Here is a 20,573-nt window from a genome sequence, read left to right on the forward strand (position 1 = left end):
GCGCGGGTATCGGGTGATGTTTTGCTCCGCGTTTCTTGCCAGTGGATTGATCCGGGATAAAACAGCTGATTCAGGATCGCTCGTTGCCGTTTTGGCCGTCGCTGATGCGCTGTCGCGTGTCTTGATCGATCAGCTCACGCAGGGTGGCGAAGACCGGGTCGGCGCTGGTGTACTTCTTGCCGTAGCCCAGATTGAAGCCGTAATCGAAATCCGCCGGGTTCAGCCCCTGGTTGTGTTGCAGCAGCGTTTCCAGTTTATCCAGTGCCTTGACCGCTTTGGCTTCGGCGGACTGCGCATTTTCGTAGTCGTCCCACAGCGCCAGAATTTCGCTGCGCAGCGCCTCATCGAGCGCACCGGTCAGCAGCAGAAGATCGTTGCGTTCCTGTTCACCCTTGTCGGGGAACGCGGCCTGATTGACCGCTGGAATGTCACCATTGATGGCTTCGCCCAAATCGTGAATCACGCACATCTTCAGGACTTTGAGCAGGTCGAGGCCGGCCAGTTGATCGGCGAAAACAATCGCCATCAGGCACAGGCGCCAGCTGTGTTCGGCGGTGCTTTCGGTGCGGCCGCTGGAGGTGTGCGCGCTGCGCAGCACGTCCTTGAGTTTTTCTGCTTCGCGCAGGAATTCGAGGCGGCCCTTGATCATTTCGAGGTTCACGTGTCTGCCTGGCTGATTACGCCGAAAAGCTCAGCCTAGAACCGCAGGGGCTTGGCGTCCACGCATAAAATATGCGTTCAGAGTGTTTCCACCAGCCGCGCGGCGCTGCCGTCGGACAGCGCAATGCGCGTCCAGCGGCACCGGCCGGGGCGGATCGGCACGAGGTCGGAGGCATTGCTGCCGGTGCTGAATTCCACGGCTGGCGGCGCCTGAATCTCGTGCCAACCGCTGGTTGCCAGGGCCGACTCTCTGAGCACAATTTCCGGCGTTGCGAAGCGCCACAGCGACTGCCCCAGCAACGTACTCAAGGGTCGGGTGAACTCGGCAGCACGCGCAGGGGAACAGGCGAGCAGACGATGGGTGAGGTCGCAGATCAGGTGCATCGGCCGCTGACTTTCCCCGACCAGACGCGCCAATACCTGATCGGCGGCGCTGTCCAGGCGCGCAGCCAGCAAGCGCTCCAGCTGTTGCTGCGCGGCAGGTTCCATCGCCTGCACACCACTTTCCCAGCGGGAAATGGTCGACTGGGTGACGTTGAACAACTGCGCCGCGTGAGTCTGTTTGACGCGATGCAGCAGGCGCCAGCGTCGCAGGGCGATACCGGGCAGGGCGGGCTTCAATAACAGGTCTGACATGGCGGTTGTCGAGCAAAGGCAAGCGGGCCGGACAGTCTGAAGACTGCCGACCCCTGGTGCAAATCCGCCGGACGATCAGGCCGTTTCGCGCAGCTTGGCAATCACCTTGATCTCGAACTGAAACCCGGCCAGCCAGGTCACGCCCACCGCAGTAATCGTCGGATACGGTGCGCTGCCCCAGAACTCCGGCACCACTTCCCAGATGGTTTCGAAGGTCGATTGCGGATCGATCATGAACACCGTGACGTCCACCGCGTCGGCGAAGCTGCAACCGGCGGCATCGAGGATCGCATTGAGATTGTTGAAGGCCAGGCGCACCTGGTCCTGCAGCTCCGGCTCGGGTGAACCATCTTCACGGCTGCCGACTTGCCCCGAGACGAACAGAAAACCGTTGGAACGAATCGCCGGCGAATAGCGATGGCGCTCGTAAAGCGCATGGCGGGCTGGCGGGAAAACGACGTCGCGCTGGGTCATGGGTGTCTCCATCATTGTTTGGTGGTTGTTGATGGAGTGACTGTAGGGACTTGCGCAGTGGCGATAAACGCGCAAGCTTGGCGTTCACTGTTTGCAGATTCCAAACAATCCGAGGGCGCAAAGTGGACCGTTTCGATGCAATGCAGGCGTTCGCCCGGGTGGTCGAGGCGGGCAGTTTCACCAAGGCGGCCGAGACCTTGCACATGAGCAAGACCACCGTCACTCAGCTCGTCCAGCAGCTGGAAGCCCGGCTGCGGGTCAGGTTGCTCAACCGCACCACGCGCAAGGTCAACGTCACTGCCGATGGCGCGATCTATTACGAGCGGGTCATCAGGTTGTTGGCCGATATGGACGACGCCGAAACCAGTCTGTCCGGCGCCTCGGCATTGCCCAGAGGACGCTTGCGCGTAGATGTGCCGAGCCCGCTGGCGAGGCTGATTCTGGTGCCGGCATTGCCTGAGTTTCATGCGCGTTATCCGGATATTCAGATCGACATGGGCGTCAGCGACCGCATCGTCGACATCATCGATGAAAACGTTGACTGCGTGGTGCGCGGCGGCGAATTGCTCGACCAGTCACTGATGGCGCGGCGGGTGGCCGATCTTCAACTCGGGGTCTTCGCCGCGCCGAGTTACCTGGCCCGCGCCGGCACGCCGCAGCATCCACGCGAGCTGGAAGACTCGCATCATCGGGTGGTCGGTTTTCTCTGGGCGCGCACCGGCAAACCGGTGCCTTACGCCTTGCACAATGGCAGCGAACACCTGCACATCAAGGGCCGCCACGTGCTCGCCGTCGATGACGGCAACGCCTACCTTGCGGCAGGTCTGGCCGGCATGGGCGTGCTGTGGTTACCCAGGTACATGTCGCATGCGCATCAGGCCCGGGGCGAGTTGGTGCCGCTGTTCGAGGATTGGCAACTTGAGCCGATGCCGCTCTATGTGGCGTACCCGCCGAACCGGCATATCAGCCAAAAGCTAAGGGTATTTATCAATTGGATCGTGGAATTGATGGCGCACCATGGCAATGGCCCGGAACTTGCTGAGCCGCGCTCCGGGACTGTCAAATAACTAACGAATAATGCCAACCATGACAGTCGCCAGCTGTGGATGCACCGCTATTCACTCAAGGAGCGTCACCCGTCATGAACATGTACATCGATATTGTCGGCGCGTGCAATTTAAGCTGCCCTTCGTGCCCGATGGGCAACTCGGAAAACGTCAACTTCAAGAAAGCCATGCAAGTCGACATGTTCCGCAAGATCGTCGAGAAGGCCCGCAACGAAGGGGTCGAGACGATCTTTCTGTACAACTGGACCGAGCCGTTGATCCATCCGCGAATCGGTGAGTTTGTCGAGATCATCAATGCCGCTGGTTTACAGAGCGGTATCAGCTCCAACTTGAACCTGGCCAAGAACATGGAAACCGCCATGCTGGCCAACCCGTGGTTCTTCCGTATTTCGTTGTCCGGGTTTTACCAGGAGACTTACCGGCAGGGGCACGTGGGCGGCGACATTGAAGTGGTCAAAGCCAACATGATCAAACTGCATGAACTCAAGCAGCAACATGGCTTGAGTACGCGCATCGAGGTTTACTACCACCGTTATCTGGACAACATGGAAGAAGAAGGGCTGATGCGCGAATTCAGCCAGAGTCTGGGTTTCGAGTTCTCCACCGGGTATTCAGTGATGATGCCGCTGGAGAAAACGCTGGCGCTGATCGAACGCGACCCTTCGGTGACGGATACCGATCATGAAACCCTGAAAAGGCTGGCGCTGCCGCCCTTCGACGATCTGGTCAATCTGGTCCGTCAGTATCCCAAGCAGGCGTGCTCGCTCAAGGATGACTGGCTGGTGCTTGACTGCAACGGCAATACCGTTTTGTGCTGTTCCGTTTTCAATCAGACCGAATACCAGGTCGGCAAGTATCTGGATATGCCTCTGGCGCAATTGACCGGCCTGAAGTCCACCCAGAAAAATTGCGTCGACATGTGCAATCGCTGCGCAAAAAACGGCTTGCACATCTACTCGACGCAATCCAATCGGGGGCCGCTGGAAAGTCACGCCGTCAACCGCATTATCGACTTCCAGCGGCGCACGATCATGGGGATGCCGGTCGAAAGCGAAAAGCTTGGGCGAACCGGTGAAGTCAGTGCGGATAACTTCGACGAAGCGCAATACCTGCATATGAACCAGGACGTCAAAAACGCGATTTCCACGGGTGCGTTCACCAGTGGATATCAGCATTACGTGCTGTTCGGTCGTCTGGAAGGCCGGCTCGGTGCGGGTTATCTCACGGTCGTCTGATCGTGCGGATCAGGTCCCGCCAGTTGGCTTGAAAGCCATTCACTGAAGCATCGCGCCATCGGGTCATTCTCGCTGTCGCGATGGGTCAGCAGCGCCCAGTTCGGGCCACGAATAGTTTGCTCCACCAAGGGCTGCAACAGCCCGTTTTCCTGCGCCTGACGGCTGAGCAACTGACTGACCAGCGCTATCCCCAGCCCCGCCGCAGCGGCATCGAGCAGCAGGCCTGGATCGGAAAAATTCAGCCCCTGATCCTGCTGCCCGACATCGACGCCGGCCTCCACCGCCCAGTGGCTCCAGTCCATTTCCCGCTCACCGTGAAGGGTGGTGCGCTGCGCAGCGGGCTGCGCCAAAACGCTGGGATGACACGCCGGAAACAGGCGGTCGGCATGCAGCACCTTGAAGCTGCATTCAGCCTGGGAGCTGATGTCGTCGCGCACCGCCAGATCGATGGTTTGCGTGGCCATGTCCGGCACTTCATCGGTGCTGAAAATCCACAGATCGACCTGTGGATGCTGGCGCCGAAAATCCGCCAGACGCGGCACCAACCAGTGCCGGGCGAACGCCGGCGTGGTGTTGAGCACCAGTTGGTTGGGCTTCTGATATTGCCCCAAACGCCGGATCCCGACCGCCAGTTGCTGCAGCATCGCCTGGGTGGTGCTGAGCAGATCGTGGCCGGCGTCGGTCAGCGCGACGCTGCGGCCGCTACGAAAAAACAGAGGTTGTTCGAGGTACGCTTCGAGACTGCGAATCTGCTGGCTGATCGCCGATTGAGTGAGGCTCAACTCATCGGCCGCCTTGTGAAAACTGCCAAGGCGCGCAGCCGCTTCGAAGCCGCGCAGGGAACTGAGCGGCGGCCAGTGCTTGAGCATATCGATAAGTTCCTCTAATCAGTTGTGCGCTAAATCCATCGTTTGTTGCTGCGATTTCAGCGCCGTAGCATTCACCTCACGCCAAATCCCGGCAATTTCCATTGAACACAATGGCTTTATCGAGAGGTGCTTGTCATGCCGCGCAACGAGAATAACAGCAACGCTTGGATGATGCCTGCCGAATGGGTGACGCACGCGGCGACGTGGATGGTCTGGCCGCATAACCAGGCGCTGTGGGAGTCGGGGTGGCGCGTGACTTTGCCTCTGGTGCAGGAAGATTTCGCCCGAGTCGCCAACGCCATCGCGCGCTTCGAACCGGTGAAAATGGTCGTGGACCCTTCGGCGCTAGCGAGCGCCAAAGCCCTGTGCGGGCCGAACATCGAGCTGATCCCGCTGGCGGTCAACGACAGCTGGTGCCGCGACTCTGGCCCAAGCTTCGTCTGCCACCCACAACAAGGGCTGGCCGGTGTCAGCTGGCGCTTCAACGCCTGGGGCGGCAAGTCGGCGCATGAGCTGGACGAAAGCCTCGCGCGGCGCGCACTCAATCATCTGGGGCTGGAATGTTTCGGCACGCCGCTGAGCAACGAGGGCGGGGCGATTCACGTTGATGGCGAGGGCACGCTGATCACCACCGAGTCGGTGTTGCTCAATCCCAATCGCAACCCGGGCATCGGCAAGGCTGAGATGGAAGAAATCTTCGGCCGCCTGCTCGGTGTGAAGAAAACCATCTGGCTGCCGGGCGATCCGGATTACGTCACCGGCGACATGACTGACGGCCACGTCGATGGCGTCTGCGCCTTCGCCCGTGCCGGGGTATTGCTGGTGGATGCGACGCATGACCAAAGCTCGGTGTACGCCGAAGTGGTGCGCGAAAACCGTCGTGCACTGGAACTGGCCACCGACGCACAGGGCCGCAAATTCGAGCTGATCGAACTCTACGAAGCCAGCGAAGCGGTGGACAGCGACGCCGAAGTGTTCTGCGCCTCGTACACCAATTTCTACATCGCCAACGGCGCGATCATCATGCCGGCCTACGGCATCGAGGCCGACGAGGCGGCGGCCAAGGTGCTGGTGCAGGCATTCCCCGGACGCGAAGTGGTGCCGGTGCGCATCAATCATCTGGCCCATGGCGGAGGCGGGGTGCATTGCATCACCCAGCAGCAACCCGCCTGGCCAGTGGAGGGTTGAGTGATGAGCCATCTGACCATCGCCACCACCCAGATGCCGTGCACCTGGGATCTGCCGCGCAACCTCGATCAGGCCGAGCAACTGGTGCGTGAGGCCGCCGAGAAGGGCGCACAGGTGATCCTGTTGCAGGAGCTGTTCGCCACGCCGTATTTCTGCATCGAACAGAGCCACAAACATCTGGCGCTGGCCGAGGAGTATCGCGAAAGCCGCGTGCTGCAGCGCTTCGCCGCGCTGGCCAAAGAGCTGGGCGTGGTGCTGCCGCTGAGCTGGTTCGAGAGGGCCGGCAACGCCTTCTTCAATTCGTTGAGCGTGGCCGATGCCGACGGGCGCCTGTCGGGGGTGTACCGCAAGACCCACATCCCCAACGCCATCGGCTATCAGGAGAAGGAATATTTTAGCCCCGGCGATAGCGGCTTCAAAGTCCGGGACACCGCATTCGGCCGCCTCGGTGTGGGTATCTGCTGGGATCAATGGTTTCCCGAGACCGCGCGTTGTCTGGCGTTGATGGGCGCTGAAGTGTTGCTGTTCCCTACGGCCATTGGCTCCGAGCCGGGCTGCGCGGCGCTGGATTCTCGCGACCACTGGCAGATGACCATGCGCGGCCATGCCGCCGCCAATCTGCTGCCGGTGGTGGCGGCCAACCGGGTCGGGCGCGAAGTGGCGAGCACCGATCCGTCGCTGCAGATGAGCTTCTACGGTTCGTCGTTCATCAGCGATCACAAGGGCAAGTTGCTGGCCGAAGCCGATCGCGACAGCACGGGCGTGCTGGTGCACAGCCTCGATCTCGATGCGATGCGCGAAGAGCGCCTGAGCTGGGGCATTTACCGCGACCGCAGGCCGGACATGTACGGCGCGCTGCTCAGTCAGGATGGTCGCCACCTCCATGCACGCTGGAACGCTCAAGGGGTTTGAACATGGCTACGCACCACAAAAGATTGCTGGGCGCGCTGGGTCTGGCGCTGACATGCGTGATCCCGTCGCTGCACGCCGAGGACAAAACCCTGCGGCTGTACAACTGGGCCGATTATTTTGCCGAAGACACCCTGAGTCGCTTCACCGCCGAAACCGGGATCAAGGTGATCTACGATGTCATGGACGGCAGCGAAACCCTCGAAGCGAAGATGCTTTCAGGTGGCAGCGGCTATGACCTGATTTTCCCCGGCGACACCGTCGCCGAGCGCCTGATGCGCGCCGGCAGCCTGATGCCGCTGGCCCCATCGAAGCTGACGGCGCTGGCCGACATCGAACCCGGTTTGCAGAAATTGCGCAGCCATTACGAGCACTCCAGCCAGGCCACCGTGCCCTACACCTGGGGCACCATCGGCTTGACTTACAACGCGGCGCAGATCCAGCAGCGCGTGGCCGACGCGCCGGTCAACAGCCTGGACATGCTGTTCAAACCGGAGCTGGCGGCGAAGTTTGCCGACTGCGGCATTTCGCTGATCGACTCGCCGGACGAAGTGCTGGCAGTGGTGCTCAATTATCTGGGGCGCGATCCGCGTAGCGCGAAACCGGCGGATCTGGCGGCGGCCAGTGAGGTGCTGATGAAGTTGCGGCCTTATGTGCGCAAGTTTCAGTCACAACCGGTGACCGATCTGGTCAACGGCAACCTGTGCCTGTCGCTGGGCTACAGCGGCGACATGACCCAGGCCCAACGCACCTCGGACAGTGCCGGCAAGACCACCCGGTTCGAGTACCGCATCCCTCGCGAAGGCACCACGGTGTGGATGGACACCATGGCGATTCCCGTCGATGCGAAACACCCGGAATACGCCTACGCGTTCATCAACTTCGTGATGCGCCCGCAGAACATGGCGGCGATCAGTAACTTCACCGGTTACCCGACTTCCAACGCCAAGGCGCGGGACAGCGTCGATGCGGCGATGCGCAACAACCCGGACATCTACCTCGACGAGGCGACCTATGCTCGATTGATCCCGGGCAAGGACATTCCTCAGGCTGATATGCGCGCCCGCATGCGCACCTGGACCAAATTCAAAACCGCCACTCAGCCATGATCCAACGGCCGGCGCCCGGTCGCCGGCTCTTTTAAGGAAAACCAGATATGTCGACGCGTCGTGAATTCATCAAACAGGTATCGGTCGTGGCAGGTGTCAGCGCAGCCATGGGCCTTGGCCTGGCGCCGGGCAAACTGCTGGCGGCCAGCGCGGGAGATTGGTTCATGCCCGACGAGGGTGACCCGCACGAGCGCGCCTTCATTGCTTTCGGCGCACAGGATGCGATCTGGGAAGATTTCACCGCGGATGTGCAGGCAGCACTGGGTCGCATCGCCCACACCATTGCCCGTTATGAGCCGCTCACGGTGTTGTGTCGCAGTGGCGAACGCAGCCTTGCCGAAGAATATTGCGGCACCCGCAACGTCACCTACGTGACCGCCGCGCTCGACGACATCTGGATGCGTGACATCGGCGCCAATTTTGTCATCGACGACAAGGGCGGGCTCGGCGCGGTCGACTTCAATTTCAACGGTTGGGGCGACAAACAGCGGCACAGCAAGGATGCGAAAATCGCTGCACGAGTGGCCGCCGACGCCCAGGCGACCTACCTGCGCAGTGAACTGGTGGGCGAGGGTGGTGGCATCGAAGTCGACGGTCACGGTACCGGGATCATGACCGAAAGCAGCTGGATCAACAGCAACCGCAATCCCGGCTGGAGCAAGGCCGATGTCGAGGCTGAATTGAAGGAACGTCTGGGCCTGCGAAAAATCATCTGGCTGCCGGGCATCAAGGGCAAGGACATCACCGACGCCCACGTTGATTTCTATGCGCGGTTCATCAAGCCCGGTGTGGTCATTGCCAACCTCGACAACGACCCCGAATCCTACGATCACCAGGTCACGCTGGCGCACCTGGAAACTCTCAGGAAAGCCACCGACGCTGATGGTCGCAAACTGCAGATCCACACGATTTCGCCGCCGCTCAAGCCGCGCAAGAGCAAGTTCAACCAGAACAACCCGGATTTCGCTGCGGGTTACATCAACTATTTCGTGATCAACGGCGCGATCATCGCACCGGAGTTCGGCGACAAGGAGGCGGATAAAAAGGCTTATGACCTGCTGTCGAAGCTGTACCCGGAGCGCAAAGTCGAGCTGCTGAACATCGATGCGATCGCTGCCGGCGGCGGCGGGATTCACTGCGTGACCAGTCATCAGCCACAAGCGTGATTGACTCTTTGGCCCATCGAGCCAACTATCGGCGCATAACAACATGACCGATGGGCCAGACCTTGATCGAACGACGTCAATTCAGCGGAGGCATGAAGGGTAAAAACCTCCGCTATCTGAATGAGCAATCCGCCGAGACCCGCATCACCCGCACCGGTTTTCTGCTGCTGGAACACTTTTCGCTGCCGGCCTTCACCCAGGCGCTGGACACCATCATCACCGCCAACCTGTTGCGCGCCGAACTGTTCAGCTCGCGCACGTTCGGTTTGGGCGAGGGTGAAGTGATCAGCGATCTGGGGCTGGTGATTCGCCCGGATGCGCGAATTGATATGGCCAGCTTTGTGGATCTGGACTTGCTGGTGGTGTGCGGCGGCTACCGCACCGAGCTGAAGGCGGGTGAGGAGTTGATCAGCCTGCTGCGCTCGGCAGCGGAGCGCGGCGTCAGTCTGGCCGGTTTGTGGAACGGTGCGTGGTTTCTCGGCCGCGCCGGGCTGCTCGATGGCTATCGTTGCGCGATTCACCCGGAGCATCGCCCCGCGCTGACGGAAATTGCCAAAGCCACCCAGGTCAGCAGCGAACCTTATGTGATCGATCGCGACCGGCTCACGGCGTCGAGTCCGTCCGGGGCTTTCCATATGGCGCTGGACTGGATCAAGGGCCTGCACGGCAAGGCGCTGGTCGAAGGCATCGAGGACATTCTGGCGTTCGAGGAGTCGCGGTACCGGCGGATCAAACCGGATGAAAACCTCTGCGTCAGCGCACCGTTGCGTGAGGTGGTCAAACTGATGGACGCCAACCTCGAGGAACCGCTGGAGCTGGAGCAACTGGCGGTGTACGCCGGTCGCTCGCGGCGGCAGTTGGAGCGCTTGTTCAAGGAGCAACTGGGCACCACACCGCAGCGTTACTACCTGGAACTGCGCATCACCGAAGCCCGGCGCCTGTTGCAGCACACCGAGCTGTCGCAGATGGAAGTGCTGGTGGCCTGCGGTTTCGTTTCGCCGAGCCATTTCAGCAAATGCTACAGCGCGTTTTTCGGCTATCGACCGTCCAGGGAAAAACGCCTGGTCAAATAGACCGAGGCGTTTTCGGCCATTGGCCTCAGAGATGGTCGGCGTCGATCACCGCCTGAGCAAACGCTCGCGGATCCTCCTGCGGCAGGTTGTGGCCGATGCCGCCGTTGATCAGGCGGAACTGATACTTGCCGGTGAAACGTTTGGCGTAATCCTCGGGCGCCGGGTGCGGCGCGCCGTTGGCGTCACCTTCGAGGGTGATGGTCGGCACGCTGATCGACGGGGCGCTGGCGAGTTTCTGTTCCAGCGCCGCGTATTGCGGTTCGCCCTGCACCAGGCCCAGACGCCAGCGGTAGTTGAACACCGTGATCGCGACGTGATCGGGGTTCTCCAGGGCTTTGGCGCTGCGGTCGAACGTGGCGTCATCGAAGGCCCATTTCGGCGAGGCGAGCTGCCAGATCAGCTTGGCGAAGTCGTGGGTGTTTTTCCGGTAGCCGTCACGGCCACGTTCGGTGGCGAAGTAGAACTGATACCACCATTGCAATTCGGCCTTGGGCGGCAACGGATTCTGCCCGGCAGCCTGATTGCCGATCAGGTAGCCGCTGACCGAGACCAGTGCCTTGACCCGCTCCGGCCACAACGCCGAGACGATGTCTGCCGAGCGCGCGCCCCAGTCGTAGCCACCGAGCACCGCTTGCTTGATGTTCAGTGCATCCATGAAGTCGATCACGTCGCTGGCCAGCGCCGCAGGCTGGCCGTTGCGTGGCGTCTGATCCGAGAGGAAATGCGTGTCGCCATAACCCCGCGCATACGGCATCAGCACCCGATACCCCTTGGCGGCGAGCAGCGGCGCGACCTCGTCATAGCTATGAATGTCGTACGGCCAGCCGTGCAGCAGAATCACCACCGGCCCCTGCGCCGGACCCGTTTCGGCGTAGGCCACATCCAGCAGCCCGGCCTTCACATGCTTGAGCGGGCCGAACGGCGAGGGCGCGGAATAGCTGACGCTGTGCTCGTCGGTTGCCGGTTGCGCGGCGGCGGCCGTTGGCATTTGAGTCGCTGCCATTGCGCCGAACAGCGCCACGGCAAGGATGTTCATACGGTTGAATGCTGCGTTTTTCATGCTGAAGTCTCCTTGGCAATCCTGTTGGGGGCAGGTGCGGGCTGAGCCCGGCAAACCTTGCAGGCATTTGAACGCCGGGACGTATCTGGCCCATGTCGAAAAAGCGCGGTGATTCAAGTTCATGTATCGCCGGGGCGTCTGTACACACTGTGATACACGGTCGGTGTGCTTTGTATGGCCGTGTATCCAGCGTTGCGCGCGATACACGGCGAGACCAAACCCGGGTTTTTCGACACATCGCCGCTACACCCGGCAGTCACAGTGCAGGCCTTCACACCATGACTGTCGAGAGGGTAATTGCATGCAACGCACACTGATTCTGGCCACTGTGGCCGCACTGGTTTCATTCACCGGCCTGGCGCAGGCGGCAGACACTCAGGCCATGAGCTGGCAGCAGGGCCTGAGCCGTACCGACCTGATTCGTCAGGACCTGGGCGACGCGGATCGCGAGGTGATACAGGCGCGGATCGATTTCGAACCGGGTGTCACCGCGCCGCGGCATGCGCATCCCGGTGTCGAGGTGGCGCATGTGCTCAGCGGCACGCTGGAGTATCAGTTGGAGGGGCGGCCGGCAGTCACGCTAAAGGCCGGGGACTCGCTGTTCATCCCGGCTGGCGTGGCCCATGTGGCGAAGAACGTCGGCCAGGACAAAGGCGTGGAACTGGCGACCTATGTGGTGAAAAAGGGCCAGCCGCTGCTGGAACTGAAACCGTGATCGGGCTTATCTGGCGCGCAACAACTTGCGGTAATCCACCGGTGAAATCCCGCGTGCCTGACGGAAGGAATGGCTGAAAGAACTGGCCTGCGAGTAACCCAGCATCAGGGCGATGTTCATGATGCTGGTCTCGGTGCGGCGCAGGTAATGGTCGGCCAGTTCCATGCGCATGGTTTCCAGCACCTGATTGAAGTTTTCCCCTTCGGCGGCCAGTTTGCGCTGCAAGGTGCGCGGCGAAATCGCCAACTGCCGGGCCAGACTTTTCAGGCTGAAATCACCGGTCGGCAACTGTTCGGTGAGCAGCGCGCGCAAGCGGTCGGTCACGGAAAATGCCGGGTACGTCAGACACAACTGCCAGTCGGCCTCCAGCAACATGCTGCGATGCATGCGCGGGTCGGCACCCTGGATTCGTGCCGAGAGTGTCGATTCGGCGAACACCAGCGCGTTGCAACCGGCCTCGAACTGCACCGGACAGCCAAAAAAGTCTTCGTACAGCGCCGGCTCACCCAGCGCCGGATGCATCATCCGGACTTCGAGCATCGGCTGATTACTCGCGATCAACCAGCGGCCGAACGCTGCCCAGCCGACCATCAGCGCTTCCTGATGCAGGGCGCAGTAAGGCTCCAGCTCACTGATGCGCTGATCTTCGAGGGTCACGCGGCCGTCGCCGATGACGATCCGGGTCTGGCTGGACGGGCTGTCGTAAACGATCTTGCCGAACCGCAGAATCATGTTCAGCGACTCGCCGAGCGTCGCGCTGGTCATCAGCACATAACCCAGCACGCCATAGGTGCCCGGGTGCACGGCGGCGCCGACCAACAGGCCGAAATGCGGCAGGTTGCTGCTGAGCGCCGCCAGTTCCAGCAAGGCACGCAGTTGGCGCATGGGGATGCGCACGATCGAGTCAGACAACTGCTCGCGTGAGAGTCCGGTCTGCTGCAACAGCCAGTCGCCATCGCAGCCGTATTGTTGGGCGACATCAAGGACGTGGTTAACGAAGGCAGCGCTGGAAGTGGCGGGTCGCATGGGGGGAGGGGAAGTCCGGTAATCCGGTGATCTTGCTTTTCCGAAAGGTGAAGAAAGCGACGTCGCCAAGGCGCGCGGCGTCAATAGACCCTACATGCGCCCGATCACCGGAATACCGGTGCCGGTGACCGCTGAAGCCTGTTCCGAAATCAGAAACAGGATCACCGCCGCCAGTTGCGCAGGTGTCACCCAGCGCTGGTGCTCGGCATCGGGCATGGCCTCACGGTTTTGCGGGGTGTCGAGCACGCTCGGCAGCACGGCATTGACGGTGATGCTCATGTCCTTAAGCTCTTCGGCGAGGCTTTCGGTCAGGCGCAAAACGCTGGATTTCGACGCGGCGTAAGCGCCCATACCCAACCCGGCCTTCGCCGCCATGCTCGATCCGACATTGACGATGCGTCCCGCCGAGGATTGCAGCAGCAAGGGCAGCAAGGCTTTGCTGGCGTTCAATGCGGTTCGAAGGTTCAGCGAGTAGAGCCGATCCCAGGCCTCTATCGCACTGCCCAGCAACGGCTCCCACGCATAGCCGCCGGCGCCGTTGACCAGGGCGTCGAGGCGTCCGAAATAGCGATTGATCTGGTGGGCGACTGCCTGGCAATCGGCAAGGGAGGTCAGATCGATGCCGGACAGGACCAGTCGATTGTGGGAACTGGGCATCGCCATCGTCGCCTGATCGATCAGCACCAGATCCGCGCCCTGGGCTGCGGCCATGTCCGCCAGGGTCTCGCCGAGATTCCCCAGGGCGCCGGTAATCGCCACAACGCGCCGTGAGAGTGACTGAGTCATCAAGAGTCCTTTCCTTTTTAAGGGCGCATACTCTAATGACATCGGTGGCCCGTGGCATGCTTTTGGATGTCAACTTGTTGCGCAAAAGTGCCAAAATTTTATGCTTGGTAAAACAACGGGAAAGGGTCGTTAAACAGGCGTCAGAAAGTTGGCTTGAGGCTGGCGGCGCCAAGCGGATTCTGAAAGCCTGGCGATGGTTTGGTCTGGCATTCTTGTCGCTGTTTCGCCAAGCGCAAATGCTGTCCTGAAGTCGTTAGCACGCTTTTTTTCCGGACGACGCGGTACATATCAGAAGTATGTTGTTTGCGTCACATAATCTGTTGCTGCAGCAAGTCAGTGCTGCTTGTATCCTTGCGCGCGACAAGGACACGCGGCTGCAGTCATCGAGTCGGTCGACCCGCCGCAGGAACGGAAACCGGACTTTCCCAAAGGTAGTAATGTGAAGCGTGATACCCGCCTGGTTGTGCTTTTGTTGTTGGTGATCGGTTGTTCCCTCGGGTCACTGACGGTATGGAAAGTGTTGGCCTCTCGAGAGCGCGCACTGGAGGAAGTCAACGTTCATGGCTTGAACCTGACCCAGACGCTGGCGACTTATTCCGAAGGGATCGTCCGCCAGAGTTCGTTGCTGCTGCTCGGGATCGTCGAACGTCTGGAAACCGAAGGCAGTGGCCCCGCGCAGATCCAGCGTCTGAGCGCACTGGTCAACCGTCAGGAACCGCTGATGCCACAGCTCAGCGGCATCACCATTTACGACAATCAGGGCCGTTGGCTGATGTCGTCCAACCGACCGATCCCGGCCGGGGCCAACAGCAGTGATCGTGTGTATTTCATCCATCATCGCGATGATCCGAGCCGCGAAACCTTTATCGGTCCGCCGATCCAGAGCCGCTCCAATCAGGAATGGGTGATGACCGTCAGTCGCCGTTTCAATGACGCGCACGGCGAGTTTGCCGGGGTGGTGGCGGTGACCCTCGGGATCGAAAACTTCCTGCGCCTGTTCGGCAAGATCGACGTCGGGCAGGAGGGGGCCATCGGTTTGTCCTACACCGACGGCACGTTGCTGGTGCGCTATCCCTTCCGCGAGCAGGACATGGGGCGCAACTTTTCCAAGTCGCCCATCTATGCGAAGTATCTGGTTGATCGGTCCGTCGGTACCGCGTCGTTTACCTCCAGCCTCGATGGGGTCGAGCGGCTCTACGCCTTCCGCAAGAGTGACCGGCTGCCGCTGATCACCACCGTCGCCCTCGGCAAACGTGAAGCCCTTGCGGCATGGCGCATGGAAGCCTGGCTGTCGGCAGTGGTGGTTACGGGATTGCTGGGGCTTACCGGGCTCATCGGCTGGTTTCTGATTCTCGATATCCGCAGGCGCACCAGGGCTGAAGATCAATTGCGCGGGACGCAGCAGCAGTTACTTTCATCCAATCGGCAGTTGGAGTTGCTGGCGATGAAGGACGCCCTGACCGGTCTGGCCAACCGGCGCTGCTTCGATGAGAGCCTCGCCATGGAAGCCCGGCGCGCGCAACGTGACGGCACGACCTTGGCGTTGCTGATGATCGATATCGACTACTTCAAGCTGTTCAACGATTCATTCGGGCATGTCGCCGGCGATGCCTGCCTGCAGAAGGTCGGCACAATCCTCGAAGGTTGTGTACGGCGCCCGTCGGATCTGGTGGCGCGTTACGGCGGCGAAGAAATGAGCGTGATCATGCCGGCCACCGACAGCGACGGTGCTGCGGTGGTGGCGCAGCTGATCCTCGAGCGCTTGCAGCAAGCGAACATCGCACACCCCTCCAGCCCGTTCGGACGGCTGAGTGTGAGTATCGGCATCGCTACGGCCTCGGGGTCGCAACTGCAATCCTTGCAAGGGTTGATCGAGGTCGCCGATCAGGCGCTGTATAACGCCAAGGCGCTGGGGCGTAACCGTTTTGTGAAGTGATCGGTGGGCATTTATCCGATAGATTGCCGTCGGGCTGACTTTCACGCCGGGCGGCGAATCCGCTGGGTGTCTTTTGATGGCGGACACCCGAACTGGCGACTGTATTCCCGGCTGAATTGCGACGGGCTTTCGTAGCCCACTCGATAGCAGGCACTCGCCACATCCAGCCCTTCGCCGAGCAATAAGCGGCGGGCTTCCTGCAGGCGGAGCTGTTTCTGGTATTGCAGCGGACTCATGGCCGTCACGGCCTTGAATTGATGATGCAATGTGGAACTGCCCAGACTGGCAACCCGGGCGAGTTCTTCGATGCGCAAGGGTTGGGTGTAGTGGTTGTTCAGCCAATCGATTGCCCGCGTTACCCGGCGTGTTTGCGAGTCACCGAGAGCAAGCTCATACAGACGACGACCGTGCGCACCTCGCAGGAGCCGGTAATACAGCTCGCGAAGGGCGAGGGGCGCGAGCATGCCGATGTCCTTCGGTGTTTCCAGCAGCCGGACCAGCCGAAGCATTGTTTCCAGCAGAGGTACATCGACCTTTTCAATGAACAGGCCAAGCTCCGGCTCGTCGGGGACGCCCGTCGGGGGCGCATCGGCGATGACCTGCGCGATTTGCGTGGCTTCGAAATCAATGCGGATACACAGATAGGGCGCCTCCGGGCTGGCCATCAGCACGCGCCCGGACACGGGAAGTGTCACTGAGACCACCAGGTAACTGAGCGGGTCGTACAGATAATGGTCGTCACCCAGGCCGACTTCTTTTTGTCCTTGCACGATCAAGCAAAGTGCCGGCTTGTGCACGGTGTGGATCAGCTCCGAAGGTGCGTCAAAACGGATCACATGCAAGGGCGCTACGGCGGTCTCATAGACCCCGGGTGCGCTAAACCGTTGCGTCAGCAAGCGAACCAGTTCGTCACGGTAGATGGCCGTGTTTTGCAGGATGAAAGCATCGCTCTGTTGCATTTCAGGCTCTCACAAGTGTGCATGAGCGTCTGCCCGGAACTGTCCAGGCAGACGATATTCACCCGACATCATTAAAGTGTTCATTGCCGATAAAGGACCATGCCGGCGTGATACAGCACGTCGTCATGAAAATGCCCGTCAGCGGTGAAGCCGGTGTCGTCCCAGTACTGGATGTAATCACCGGCTATTTCGTAGCGACCTTCATAAGCACTGTTATTTTTACCACGCGCCTCGTCATAACGCCCAGTGGTCAGAAGCTCGTGACGGATGAATCCATCGGCGGTAACCCACATGCCGGCGTAACGATGGTCAGGCGTGATTTGTCTGGCATTTTTCATCAGCTTTTCTCCTCAGTCCTCATTCAATCCGAGCGGCCTGCCGTGGCCTGTGTCTGCATCCGTTGCGTGCTTTCAGATTACGTAGCCGAGCGCAGCGGTGTCAGAACAAAACTGCCGCAGATTTGCCTGATCCTGTTGGCTTGCCGGCGGTTCTTTCCTTTAATGGCTCACCCGGCCGTGACGGTCATGCCGCCGTCGGCCATGACCACTGAACCGACCATGAAGCTGGCGCGGTCCGAGGCGATGAACGCGACCACTTCGGCGATTTCTTCCGGTTGTGCCGCACGGCCGATCGGCGCGGCCTCGCCGTGTTGGGCGAGAAATGCCGGGCCATCGTCGACTACATTGTTGAGGATGTTGGTCACCACATCTCCGACGCCGACGGCATTGACGCGGATGCCGTGGCCAATGACTTCAAGCGCCAGGGTGCGCGTCAGTTGCGCGAGTGCGCCTTTGGAAGCGGTGTAGGCGGCGATGGTGGGGAAAGCGAAGTAGGAGGCGTAAGACGCGATGTTGACGATCGAACCGGATTTATTCGGCATCATCGCCTTGACTGCTTCGCGGCTATGCAGAAATGCCGCCGTGGCATTGACCGTCTGAATGCGCTCCCAGTCTTCGCGAGTCATGTCGATGACCAGCTTGTTGATGATGATGCCGGCGTTATTGACCAGAATGTCCAGTCGGCCAAATTGCTCGACGGCCAATGCGACTGCGCGTTCGGCGGCCCCGTCCTGAGTGATGTCGGCTACCAGTGGTACCAGCCCGGGGCGAGCCAGCGCCTCTACCTCAGGGTTGATATCTTCGGCGATGACTTTGGCGCCGCGGGCATGCAGCAGTAGTGCGATGGCCTTGCCGATGCCACTGGCCGCGCCAGTGATCAGAGCCACTTTACCGGCCACTTCGTTTGGTGTGCTGTGCTTGATATCGGTCATGATGTTCTCCAGCTTTTTGATCGAGTAGGGATTGGCCGGGTCGGCGCCCGCAAGGCGCTGTCATCGGCGACGGGCCTACTGTCTCGCAGCGGGACTAGGTCGGCTTTCGGGAGATTGCCCAGGCTGTCGGGGTTTTGCGCTGTATCTCAGCAAAAGGACATGTTCATGACCAATACCGGGCGAACGGCGTTGCAACAGAGGTCGACTTCCTCCCAGGACTTGCGCATCACCGGGCAGTCGATGGGGGACTACCTGCCGGGCGAGCCGCAGGCGTTGCCAGCGTGTCCGGAAATCAAGGACATCGTGATCCGGTTTTTTACCCATGGCAGCGTGGTTGAACCCATTCTCGTGCCTGCGGTGGTGGAACCGCTGCTCGTCTTGGTTCTGGCGGGGTCGGCGAGGGTGGAGGAGCGCGTGCCGGGTGGCGAGTGGGAAGCGGCGGAGGTCAGCACCGGCGATTTTTTCCTAACCAGTTCCGACGAGCCTTATGAGATGCGCTGGCAGACTCACGGGGGCGATACCTTTGAAGTCATGCACCTTTATCTGGGGCTGCCGCTGATCGAGCACGCGTCGCGTGAGCTGTCGGGTGAGTACGCTGGCGCTGTGCGTTTGCGTGATATTTCCGGGGCACGCGACGCGCGCGTCGCGTTTGTCATGGAGCAGTTGCGCACCGAACTGGTTCTGGAGCGCTCGCCCAGCGCGCTGTTTGCCCGCTCGCTGGCACAGGCGCTGGCCGTGCATCTGGTGCGCAGCTATCGCGCCGAGGCCCGCGGCGGACGTCGGAGCAACGCCTTGCAAGCCTACAAACTGCGCAAAGTCACTGACGCCATGAGTGCGGATCTGGGCGCTGAATTCAGTCTGGCAAAACTGGCCGGACTGGCCGAGCTGAGCGAGTACCACTTCAGCCGTCTGTTCAAGCGTGCGACGGGTTTTTCGCCTTCGCAGTACTTCATCCGCTTGCGCATGATTCGCGCGCGGCAACTGTTGCTTGAGACTGGGCGCAGTGTTATCGACATCGGGCTGGAGGTCGGCTATTCAAGCCCCAGTCACTTCTCTCAAGTGTTTCGTCGTGAGGTGGGCGTAACGCCCAGCGAGTTCCGTGGGGTTTGAACTTCGCTGCGCTTGCTTTTTTGCAGATTGCTGCACACCGACACGAATAGGCAAAAGTTGCGCAGGTTTCGGCACGCGCCAAGCAGACGTGTGCGCTTAATCTTTTCGACGTACCCCGCAGCAACGTCCGCGACTTCAGCGGTCGCTGCTGAACTTCAATGCTGAGAGCAGGAGCTACGGATATGTCGAACATTCACAACAAAGTCGTGCTGATCACCGGTGCAAGCAGTGGTATTGGCGAAGCGGCGGCCAGGCTGATCGCCAGCAAAGGTGCCCATGTGGTACTCGGTGCCCGCCGTACAGAGCGTCTGGACCAACTGGTCAGCGAGATCCAGGCCGCAGGTGGCTCGGCCAGCGCCCGCGCACTGGATGTCACGGATCTGCAATCGATGCAGGCGTTCGTGACGTTCGCCAAGGCGCAACATGGCAAGGTCGACGTGATCATCAACAACGCGGGCGTGATGCCGCTGTCTCCCCTGGCCTCGCTGAAGGTCAACGAGTGGAACCAGATGCTCGATGTCAACGTGCGCGGGGTGCTGCATGGTATCGCTGCGGTCTTGCCGGACATGCAGGCGCAAGGGTACGGGCAGGTTATCAATATCTCGTCGATCGGCGGTCTGGCGGTCTCTCCAACCGCCGCGGTGTACTGCGCGACCAAATTCGCCGTCCGGGCCATCTCGGATGGTTTGCGCCAGGAAACCGACAAGATCCGCGTCACGGTGGTGTGCCCGGGTGTCGTCGAGTCGGAACTGGCCGATACAATTTCCGATGAGGTGGCACGCGAGGCAATGAAAGCCTTCCGGCGTGTGGCGCTCAACGCCGACGCCATTGCACGAGCACTCGCTTATGCCATCGAACAGCCCGACGATGTGGATGTGAGTGAGATTGTGGTACGCCCGACGGCCAGCCCGCACTGATCGGACTTGGCGGGCAATCGTTCTCCGGCCCAGAGCAGTCGTGGATCAACGGCTGCTTTTGGCTGCTTCATTTATTGCGGCACAACGAAAACCATCTGTCGCGCCGTCAGTCGCCGCCGCTGAACACTCCAGAACCGCAGCCCTCTACCGACTTACAAGTCACCCGGGGGTAATGACCATGAGCGACATTCGCAAAGAGCAGGCGTTGGCCGCCTGGCGAAAGTTACTGGAAGAGCCGGAGATCCGTATGGACGCCGAGGATCAATACGACGAGTTGCTGAAAATGGCCGATACGATGGAGCAGGAAGGGCTGATTACAGCAACTGAATGGCGGCAGTTGGTGCGCAAGGCCGGGGTGAGGTTCGCCCAGACTTCGGAGGGACTCTCGGGCGGAACCTGAAAATTCGG

At 60.7% G+C, this 20,573-nt stretch carries 22 protein-coding genes; 12 read left to right on the forward strand and 10 right to left on the reverse strand.

Going from position 1 to position 20,573, the window contains the following annotated elements:
* Positions 1 to 70: 70 nt before the first annotated feature.
* The 3 genes from CKW11_RS00240 to CKW11_RS00250 all read right to left on the reverse strand — a co-directional run bounded on the left by CKW11_RS00240 (position 71) and on the right by CKW11_RS00250 (position 1,770).
* Positions 71 to 661 carry an HD family hydrolase gene (locus CKW11_RS00240; protein WP_095135366.1) on the reverse strand — a complete coding sequence of 197 codons (591 nt, stop codon included), beginning with the start codon at positions 659 to 661 and terminating at the stop codon, positions 71 to 73.
* A gap of 77 nt (positions 662 to 738) precedes the next feature.
* Positions 739 to 1,296 carry a helix-turn-helix transcriptional regulator gene (locus CKW11_RS00245; protein ID WP_095135369.1) on the reverse strand — a complete coding sequence of 186 codons (558 nt, stop codon included), beginning with the start codon at positions 1,294 to 1,296 and terminating at the stop codon, positions 739 to 741.
* Positions 1,297 to 1,371: 75 nt separating this feature from the next.
* Positions 1,372 to 1,770, reverse strand: coding sequence for a RidA family protein (locus CKW11_RS00250; RefSeq protein WP_095135371.1), 399 nt, complete (start codon positions 1,768 to 1,770; stop codon positions 1,372 to 1,374).
* 122 nt (positions 1,771 to 1,892) lie between these two features.
* Here CKW11_RS00250 and CKW11_RS00255 point away from each other — a divergent pair, with 122 nt between their 5' ends.
* Positions 1,893 to 2,837 (forward strand): LysR family transcriptional regulator, encoded by a 945-nt coding sequence (locus CKW11_RS00255; RefSeq protein ID WP_095135373.1) that lies wholly within the window; start codon positions 1,893 to 1,895, stop codon positions 2,835 to 2,837.
* A 74-nt stretch (positions 2,838 to 2,911) separates the two neighbouring features.
* Complete coding sequence (locus CKW11_RS00260) at positions 2,912 to 4,072, forward strand: radical SAM protein (RefSeq protein WP_095135375.1); 1,161 nt, start codon at positions 2,912 to 2,914, stop codon at positions 4,070 to 4,072.
* Here CKW11_RS00260 and CKW11_RS00265 read toward each other — a convergent pair.
* Entirely contained in the window at positions 4,054 to 4,941 is an 888-nt protein-coding gene (locus CKW11_RS00265; protein WP_095135377.1) for a LysR substrate-binding domain-containing protein, read from the reverse strand. The two genes, CKW11_RS00260 and CKW11_RS00265, sit on opposite strands and share 19 nt — an antisense overlap.
* 135 nt (positions 4,942 to 5,076) lie before the next feature.
* On the opposite strand from CKW11_RS00265, the gene CKW11_RS00270 reads away from it, so the two are divergent.
* Genes CKW11_RS00270 through CKW11_RS00290 form a run of 5 tightly spaced genes read left to right on the forward strand, consistent with a single transcriptional unit; the run spans position 5,077 to position 10,386 of the window.
* Complete coding sequence (locus CKW11_RS00270; protein WP_095135379.1) at positions 5,077 to 6,129, forward strand: agmatine/peptidylarginine deiminase; 1,053 nt, start codon at positions 5,077 to 5,079, stop codon at positions 6,127 to 6,129.
* A gap of 3 nt (positions 6,130 to 6,132) precedes the next feature.
* Positions 6,133 to 7,041 (forward strand): N-carbamoylputrescine amidase, encoded by a 909-nt coding sequence (gene aguB / locus CKW11_RS00275; RefSeq protein ID WP_095135381.1) that lies wholly within the window; start codon positions 6,133 to 6,135, stop codon positions 7,039 to 7,041.
* Positions 7,042 to 7,043: 2 nt separating this feature from the next.
* Entirely contained in the window at positions 7,044 to 8,147 is a 1,104-nt protein-coding gene (locus CKW11_RS00280) for an extracellular solute-binding protein (protein WP_095135383.1), read from the forward strand.
* Positions 8,148 to 8,194: 47 nt separating this feature from the next.
* Positions 8,195 to 9,313 carry an agmatine/peptidylarginine deiminase gene (locus CKW11_RS00285; RefSeq protein WP_095135385.1) on the forward strand — a complete coding sequence of 373 codons (1,119 nt, stop codon included), beginning with the start codon at positions 8,195 to 8,197 and terminating at the stop codon, positions 9,311 to 9,313.
* Positions 9,314 to 9,363: 50 nt separating this feature from the next.
* Positions 9,364 to 10,386, forward strand: coding sequence for a GlxA family transcriptional regulator (locus tag CKW11_RS00290; RefSeq protein ID WP_095135387.1), 1,023 nt, complete (start codon positions 9,364 to 9,366; stop codon positions 10,384 to 10,386).
* Positions 10,387 to 10,411: 25 nt separating this feature from the next.
* On the opposite strand, the gene CKW11_RS00295 is transcribed toward CKW11_RS00290, so the two are convergent.
* Positions 10,412 to 11,446 (reverse strand): alpha/beta fold hydrolase, encoded by a 1,035-nt coding sequence (locus CKW11_RS00295; RefSeq protein WP_095135389.1) that lies wholly within the window; start codon positions 11,444 to 11,446, stop codon positions 10,412 to 10,414.
* 301 nt (positions 11,447 to 11,747) lie between these two features.
* Here CKW11_RS00295 and CKW11_RS00300 point away from each other — a divergent pair, with 301 nt between their 5' ends.
* Positions 11,748 to 12,161 carry a cupin domain-containing protein gene (locus CKW11_RS00300; protein WP_095135391.1) on the forward strand — a complete coding sequence of 138 codons (414 nt, stop codon included), beginning with the start codon at positions 11,748 to 11,750 and terminating at the stop codon, positions 12,159 to 12,161.
* Between the two features lie 6 nt (positions 12,162 to 12,167).
* Here CKW11_RS00300 and CKW11_RS00305 read toward each other — a convergent pair whose 3' ends face one another.
* A complete protein-coding gene (locus CKW11_RS00305) occupies positions 12,168 to 13,187 on the reverse strand; it encodes an AraC family transcriptional regulator (protein WP_095135393.1) in 1,020 nt (339 codons plus the stop codon).
* Between the two features lie 90 nt (positions 13,188 to 13,277).
* Positions 13,278 to 13,973 carry an SDR family NAD(P)-dependent oxidoreductase gene (locus tag CKW11_RS00310; RefSeq protein ID WP_095135395.1) on the reverse strand — a complete coding sequence of 232 codons (696 nt, stop codon included), beginning with the start codon at positions 13,971 to 13,973 and terminating at the stop codon, positions 13,278 to 13,280.
* Positions 13,974 to 14,412: 439 nt separating this feature from the next.
* Between CKW11_RS00310 and CKW11_RS00320 the strand changes: the two genes are divergently transcribed.
* Positions 14,413 to 15,909: a sensor domain-containing diguanylate cyclase gene (locus CKW11_RS00320; protein ID WP_095135399.1), complete on the forward strand. Its 1,497-nt coding sequence runs from the start codon at positions 14,413 to 14,415 to the stop codon at positions 15,907 to 15,909.
* Between the two features lie 41 nt (positions 15,910 to 15,950).
* On the opposite strand, the gene CKW11_RS00325 is transcribed toward CKW11_RS00320, so the two are convergent.
* The 3 genes from CKW11_RS00325 to CKW11_RS00335 form a co-directional block, all read right to left on the reverse strand.
* A complete protein-coding gene (locus CKW11_RS00325) occupies positions 15,951 to 16,868 on the reverse strand; it encodes an AraC family transcriptional regulator (RefSeq protein ID WP_095135400.1) in 918 nt (305 codons plus the stop codon).
* Positions 16,869 to 16,948: 80 nt separating this feature from the next.
* Positions 16,949 to 17,206 carry an Atu4866 domain-containing protein gene (locus tag CKW11_RS00330; RefSeq protein WP_095135402.1) on the reverse strand — a complete coding sequence of 86 codons (258 nt, stop codon included), beginning with the start codon at positions 17,204 to 17,206 and terminating at the stop codon, positions 16,949 to 16,951.
* A 167-nt stretch (positions 17,207 to 17,373) separates the two neighbouring features.
* Positions 17,374 to 18,138, reverse strand: coding sequence for an SDR family NAD(P)-dependent oxidoreductase (locus CKW11_RS00335; protein WP_095135404.1), 765 nt, complete (start codon positions 18,136 to 18,138; stop codon positions 17,374 to 17,376).
* Positions 18,139 to 18,303: 165 nt separating this feature from the next.
* Between CKW11_RS00335 and CKW11_RS00340 the strand changes: the two genes are divergently transcribed.
* The 3 genes from CKW11_RS00340 to CKW11_RS00350 all read left to right on the forward strand — a co-directional run bounded on the left by CKW11_RS00340 (position 18,304) and on the right by CKW11_RS00350 (position 20,565).
* Positions 18,304 to 19,248, forward strand: a complete 945-nt coding sequence (locus CKW11_RS00340) for a helix-turn-helix domain-containing protein (RefSeq protein WP_095135406.1) — start codon at positions 18,304 to 18,306, stop codon at positions 19,246 to 19,248.
* 182 nt (positions 19,249 to 19,430) lie between these two features.
* Positions 19,431 to 20,165: an SDR family oxidoreductase gene (locus tag CKW11_RS00345; RefSeq protein WP_095135408.1), complete on the forward strand. Its 735-nt coding sequence runs from the start codon at positions 19,431 to 19,433 to the stop codon at positions 20,163 to 20,165.
* 178 nt (positions 20,166 to 20,343) lie between these two features.
* Positions 20,344 to 20,565 carry a hypothetical protein gene (locus CKW11_RS00350; protein ID WP_095135410.1) on the forward strand — a complete coding sequence of 74 codons (222 nt, stop codon included), beginning with the start codon at positions 20,344 to 20,346 and terminating at the stop codon, positions 20,563 to 20,565.
* Positions 20,566 to 20,573: the final 8 nt, after the last annotated feature.

Source organism: Pseudomonas sp. Irchel s3a10 (assembly GCF_900187525.1).
Classification (GTDB): Bacteria; Pseudomonadota; Gammaproteobacteria; order Pseudomonadales; family Pseudomonadaceae; genus Aquipseudomonas; species Aquipseudomonas koreensis_G.